The organism is Sandarakinorhabdus sp. (assembly GCF_032115815.1).
GTDB lineage: Bacteria > Pseudomonadota > Alphaproteobacteria > Sphingomonadales > Sphingomonadaceae > Sandarakinorhabdus.
The window spans coordinates 1-5,318 of the sequence record NZ_JAUMBI010000144.1 but is presented as its reverse complement, the minus strand read 5'-3'; the positions used below and the strand labels follow the sequence as shown (position 1 = coordinate 5,318).

General features: G+C 65.0%; 7 protein-coding genes and 1 pseudogene. 4 read left to right on the top strand and 4 right to left on the bottom strand.

The annotated features are described in order from the left end of the window. The 3 genes from RT662_RS08465 to RT662_RS08455 all read right to left on the bottom strand — a co-directional run. A partial coding sequence (locus RT662_RS08465) for an aldehyde dehydrogenase family protein (RefSeq protein WP_313670270.1) occupies positions 1–571 on the bottom strand: 571 nt, incomplete at its 3' end. 12 nt (positions 572–583) lie between these two features. Continuing rightward, positions 584–1,558, bottom strand: coding sequence for an NADPH:quinone oxidoreductase family protein (locus RT662_RS08460; RefSeq protein WP_313670269.1), 975 nt, complete (start codon positions 1,556–1,558; stop codon positions 584–586). Positions 1,559–1,597: 39 nt separating this feature from the next. Then, positions 1,598–2,503, bottom strand: a complete 906-nt coding sequence (locus RT662_RS08455; protein ID WP_313670268.1) for a hydrogen peroxide-inducible genes activator — start codon at positions 2,501–2,503, stop codon at positions 1,598–1,600. Positions 2,504–2,624: 121 nt separating this feature from the next. On the opposite strand from RT662_RS08455, the gene RT662_RS08450 reads away from it, so the two are divergent. The 4 genes from RT662_RS08450 (at position 2,625) to RT662_RS08435 (ending at position 5,027) form a co-directional block, all read left to right on the top strand. Beyond that, positions 2,625–3,173, top strand: a complete 549-nt coding sequence (locus RT662_RS08450) for a peroxiredoxin (protein WP_313670267.1) — start codon at positions 2,625–2,627, stop codon at positions 3,171–3,173. Positions 3,174–3,345: 172 nt separating this feature from the next. Beyond that, a complete protein-coding gene (locus RT662_RS08445) occupies positions 3,346–3,864 on the top strand; it encodes a carboxymuconolactone decarboxylase family protein (protein WP_313670266.1) in 519 nt (172 codons plus the stop codon). A 121-nt stretch (positions 3,865–3,985) separates the two neighbouring features. Next, entirely contained in the window at positions 3,986–4,654 is a 669-nt protein-coding gene (epsC, locus tag RT662_RS08440; RefSeq protein WP_313670265.1) for a serine O-acetyltransferase EpsC, read from the top strand. Between the two features lie 31 nt (positions 4,655–4,685). After that, positions 4,686–5,027, top strand: a complete 342-nt coding sequence (locus RT662_RS08435; RefSeq protein WP_313670264.1) for a DUF2794 domain-containing protein — start codon at positions 4,686–4,688, stop codon at positions 5,025–5,027. A gap of 63 nt (positions 5,028–5,090) precedes the next feature. Here RT662_RS08435 and RT662_RS08430 read toward each other — a convergent pair. Next, positions 5,091–5,318 (bottom strand): annotated as a pseudogene (locus RT662_RS08430) (3-hydroxyacyl-CoA dehydrogenase); the annotation flags it as partial.

Sequence of the window (5,318 nt, the reverse complement as noted above, 5' to 3'; positions counted from 1 at the left end):
CGATGATGATGGCTCCCAAGGGCGTGCGGCTGGCCGGTTTCATCACGAACGGGCAGCCCACCGCGATGGCAGGCGCGATCTTGTGGGCGGCGAGGTTCAAGGGGAAGTTGAACGGGCTGATGAAGCTGCACGGGCCGATCGGCACGCGTTTCCACATGCCCTGATAGCCCTTGGCCCGCGCCGAAATGTCGAGCGGCTGCACCTCGCCGGTCATCCGCACGCTTTCTTCAGCCGCGATGCGGAACGTGTCGATCAAGCGGCCGACCTCGCCGCGCGAATCGCGGATCGGCTTGCCGGCCTCGATGCACAGGGCGTGGGCCAGTTCGTCGGCGCGCTCAGTGAAGCGCTTCACGCAATGCGCCAGCACCGCCTGCCGTTCGAAACTGGCCATGCGCGCCATCGGCTCGGCCGCCGCCACCGCGGCCGCGATGCCACGGTCAATCGTCGCGGCATCGGCCATGGCAACGCGCGTGGCGGGCTTTCCGGTGAACTTGTCGGTCACCACCAGATCGGCATTGGGCTGCTCGGCCACATTGGCCACATAGAGCGGATAGGTGTCGCGCAGCGCCATTGTCGTGCCTCCTCAGACGGTCAGGACGATCTTGCCCAGGGCCTTGCGGTCCATCATCCAGCGGATGGCGGCGGCGCCTTCATCGAGCGCGAAATGCCGCGAGACGTGCGGCTTCAGCTTCCCTTCCGCATACCAGCGCAGCAATTCTTCCATGTTCTGCTGGTGCAGCGCCGGTTCGGCCTGGGTGAACGCGCCCCAGAACACGCCGACGATGCTGGCGCCCTTGATCAGCGGCAGGTTCAGCGGCAGCGCCGGGATGGCGCCGGCGGCAAAGCCAATCACCAGATAGCGGCCGTTCCAGGCGATGCCGCGGAAGGCCGGCTCGGCATAACGATCCCCCACCGGGTCATAGACCACATCAACGCCGCGGCCATTGGTCAGCGCCTTGATGCGCTCCTTCAGGTCTTCGGTGGCGTAGTTGATCACCTCGTCGGCGCCCATTTCCTTGCACAGCGCCAGCTTCTCGTCGGACGATGCCGCCGCAATCACCTTGGCGCCCATCACCTTGCCGAGTTCAACGGCAGTGAGGCCCACACCGCCCGCCGCGCCCAGCACCAGCAACGTCTCGCCGGGCTTCAGTGCGCCGCGCTGCTTCAGGGCATGGTGGCTGGTGCCATAGGTCATGGTGAAACCGGCGGCGACATCGAACGGCATGCCGGGCGCCATCTTCACGATCTGGCCGCGATTGGCGATCACTTCTTCGGCCATGGCGCCGTGGCCGGTCATGGCGATCACTTCATCGCCCACGGCGATATCAGCCACGCCCTCACCCACCGCGCTCACCACGCCGGCGCATTCGCCGCCGGGGCTGAACGGCAGCGCAGGTTTGAACTGATAGAGATTCTGGATGATCAGCGTGTCGGGGAAATTCACCCCCACCGCTTTCACGCTGATGCGCACCTGGCCACGGCCCGGCTCCGGTGTGGGCACGTCCTTCACCACCAGCTTTTCCGGTGGCCCATGTTCAACGCACAGCACGGCCTTCATGTGATGCTCTCCCAAGTTTCGCCCGACAATAGCCGCGGCTTACGACAGCGCCAATCCTGCCACTAATGATTCGCCCAGCAGGCGGAATTCGGCTTCGCGCGGGGAACCGTGCCGCCACACCAGCGATACGGTGCGCGCGGCGTTCCCCGAAACCGGCCGCGCAATCAGGTTGCCGTGGGTGAGGATGCCGGCATCCAGCGCCAGTTTCGGCACCAGGGTCTGCCCCAGTCCACCGGCCACCATCTCCACCAACGTGACGAGGCTGGTGCCACGATGAGCCGGATCGGCGCGCAGTTCCGGACGGCCGCAGGCGGAAAGCACCTGTTCCTTCAGGCAATGGCCATCTTCCAGCAGCAGCAGATGGTGCGGATCGATGGCATCGGGCGCGACGGCCGGCGGCGGATCGGGCAGATCGCCGGGGCGGAACACCAGGAAAAAGGGATCATCGAACAACGGCATCACGCTCAGCCCCGCCGTGTCCCACGGCAGGGCCAGCAGCACCACGTCCAGCATGCCGCGCGCCAGGGCTTCGGTGGCCGGGCCGCTCATTTCTTCGCGCAGGTGCAGTTTCAGATCGGGCCAATCGGCCCGCACCTGCGGCAGCGCCCGTGGCAACAGGAACGGCGCGATGGTGGGGATGACGCCGAGCCGCAGCGGGCCCGACAGGGGCTTGTCCCCACCCACGGTAAGCCCGGCCAGTTCATCGGCTTCGCGCAGCACGACATAGGCCTTGGACACCACCCGCTCACCCATCGGCGTGAAGCGCACGACACGGCGGTTGCGCTCGACCAGCCGCACGCCCAGCAGCGATTCCAGTTCGGCCAGGCCCGCCGACAAGGTGGACTGGGTGACGAAGCAGGTTTCGGCGGCGCGGCCGAAGTGGCCGTGGATGTGCAGCGCGGTGAGATACTGCAGCTGTTTCAGTGTGGGCAGGAAAGCCGTCATCGACAAACTCGATTGATAATAGCGATATTATCGATTGGATTTCTATCTGGTGCAAGGCCAATGGAACCGTGCTGGCGCTCGCTGGTTCCCGTTTACACCCCCAAAACCAAGGATTCACCTCATGGCTCTCACTGTTGGCGATAAAGTTCCTTCCTTCGATCTGCCGGTGCAGCAGGGCGTTGCCGCGCTGCCGAACGGCGAATCGCTGGACATCACCACCGCCTATCCGGGCAAGTGGAAGATCCTGTTTTACTGGCCGAAGGATTTCACCTTCGTCTGCCCGACCGAAATCATCGGCTATGGCGATCTGAAGAGCGATTTCGCCGATCGTGACGCCGTGCTGATCGGCGCGTCGACCGACACCGATTTCGTGCACTTCGCCTGGCGCAAGAGCGACGAGCGCCTGGCCGCCTGCGATTTCCCGTGGCTGGCCGATAACAGCAAGCTGCTGGCCGATGCCCTGGGTATCATCGTTGCCGGCGCCGGCGTGCCGCTGCGCGCCACCTTCATCATCGATCCGGAAAACATCATCCAGCACATCACGGTCAACGGCCTGAACGTCGGCCGCAACCCGGCCGAAACGCTGCGCATCCTCGACGCGCTGCAGACCGACGAGCTGTGCCCGTGCAACTGGACCGAAGGCCAGGACACGCTGAAGCCTGCAGCGTAAGCGCGGCGCGGGGATAGCGCGCAGCGCTATCCCCCGACTCGCGCAAGCTCGGCCGGGCGGGCGCGCACCTTCGCCGCGAGCCGCTTCGACGTCAGCCGCAGCTTTGCCGCGGCCCCTTCCCCTTCTTCCGCTCTATCCCTCGCCCCCGATGGCAGAGGGGAAAGGTAGACCCATGATCTTTTCCGAACTCGCCAAGACCCTGCCGGATTACGCCAAGGATCTGCGCCTCAACGTCTCCAGCCTGCTGACCGAGCAACTGCTCAGCGATCAGCAGAAGTGGGGCACGATCGTGGCGGTGGCTCATGCCTGCGCGCACAAGCCGCTCATTGATGCGGCCGAAGCCGAAGCCGCCATCAAGCTCAGCCCCGAAGCGCTGAACGCCGCCAAGGCCGCCGCCAGCATCATGGCGATGAACAACATCTATTATCGCTTCACCTACATGGCGTCGCGGCCGGACTATAAGACGATGCCGGCCAAGCTGCGCATGAACGTGATCGGCACGCCGGGCATCGAGAAGGCCGATTTCGAGCTGTTCAGCCTGGCGGTTTCGGCCGTGAACGGCTGCGGCATGTGCATCGACGCCCACGACAAGGTGCTGGCCCAGCACGGCGTGGCCGCCGACAAGATTCAGGCCGCAGTGCGCATCGCCGCCGTGGTCCATGCCGTGGCGCGGACACTTCAGGCGCTGTAAGCACTCAACCTGGAAACATGAAAGGTCAGTCATTCCATGCGGGGTGGCTGGCCTTTTTGTTTGAAATGGCTTAAGTGACACTCAAATCGGTGGCCCTTTTCTGGCTAGCCGGAGACACGCCATGGGTTTGATCACCTATCTCGATTCAGTGAAACAGCGCGATCCGGCGCCGCGTTCGCGCTGGGAAATCCTCACCTATCCCGGCGTCTGGGCGCTTGGCCTGCACCGCGTTGCCCATCTGCTGTTCCGCGGGCGCTTCTTCTTCGCGGCGCGGCTGGTCAATCACTTCAGCCGTTTCCTCACCGCCATCGACATCCACCCCGGTGCCCGCATCGGCCGCAATTTCTTCATCGATCACGGCTTCGTGGTGATAGGCGAAACGGCGGAAATCGGTGACGAGGTGACCATCTATCAGTGCGTGACGCTGGGCGGCACCGATCCGGCCGGCGGCACGGGCGGCAAGCGCCACCCGACCATCCTGGATGGCGCCATCGTCGGCTCCGGCGCGCAGGTGCTGGGCCCGATCACCGTGGGCGCCAAGGCGCGCATCGGCGCCAATGCGGTGGTGACGCGCGACGTGCCGGAAGGCGCCACCATGGTCGGCATTCCGGCCAAGCCGGTGGTGATGGCGGCAGAGGATTATGTGAAGCCGTTCCTGCCCTACGGCACGCCGTGCGCGCAGAAATTCGATCCGGAAACGCAGAAGCTGGAACTGCTGCGCTGCGAGATCGAGGTGCTGAAAAGCCGGCTGGACGAATTGACCCGCGAAGACACGCGCAAGGCCGGTTGACCTCTCCATAGCGCCGCGCCAAACATTGGGCGTGAGCATTGTCATCCCGCTGACCCCCACCAATGGCGTACGTCAGGTCGCCTTCACCCGTATCGAGCTTGACCGGATCATGTCGCTGTATGGCCGCATGGTCGCCGCCGGCCTGTGGCGCGATTATGCGCTGGAACTGGGCGCGAAAGTGGCAAGTTTCTCCGCCTTCCGCCGCTCTGCCGAAAACCCGGAGGTGCGGCTGGTGAAAGACCCCTCGCTGCGGCAGCGCCAGGGCGAATGGGTGCTGTATGGCGAAGGCGGCATTGTGCTGAAGCGCGGCCATGAACTGGCCGGCGTGCTGGCCGTGGTGGAACGGCGGTTGCTGAAGGCGGTGGAGGGCTGAGGTCTGGCCATATGAAAAAGGCGGCCCCGAAGGACCGCCTTTCACATTTTCAGACCCCTGCCCTTACCGGCCGCCGCCCAGTGCCATCGCCGCCTGCGCGCCGCCATTATCCGGCGCCACCTCGCCGGTGCGGTCGCTGATTTCAGCAAAGCGCGCGGCGACATGTTCCGCCGTCAGCTCGTCAGCCCCCAGATGGATGCCGCGGGTGAGCGTCACGTAGGCGCGCTCGATGCCGCCGCCGCCAGCGTTGAGGATGACGTTGGTCGGCGCTTCTTCCGACACCAGATAGAC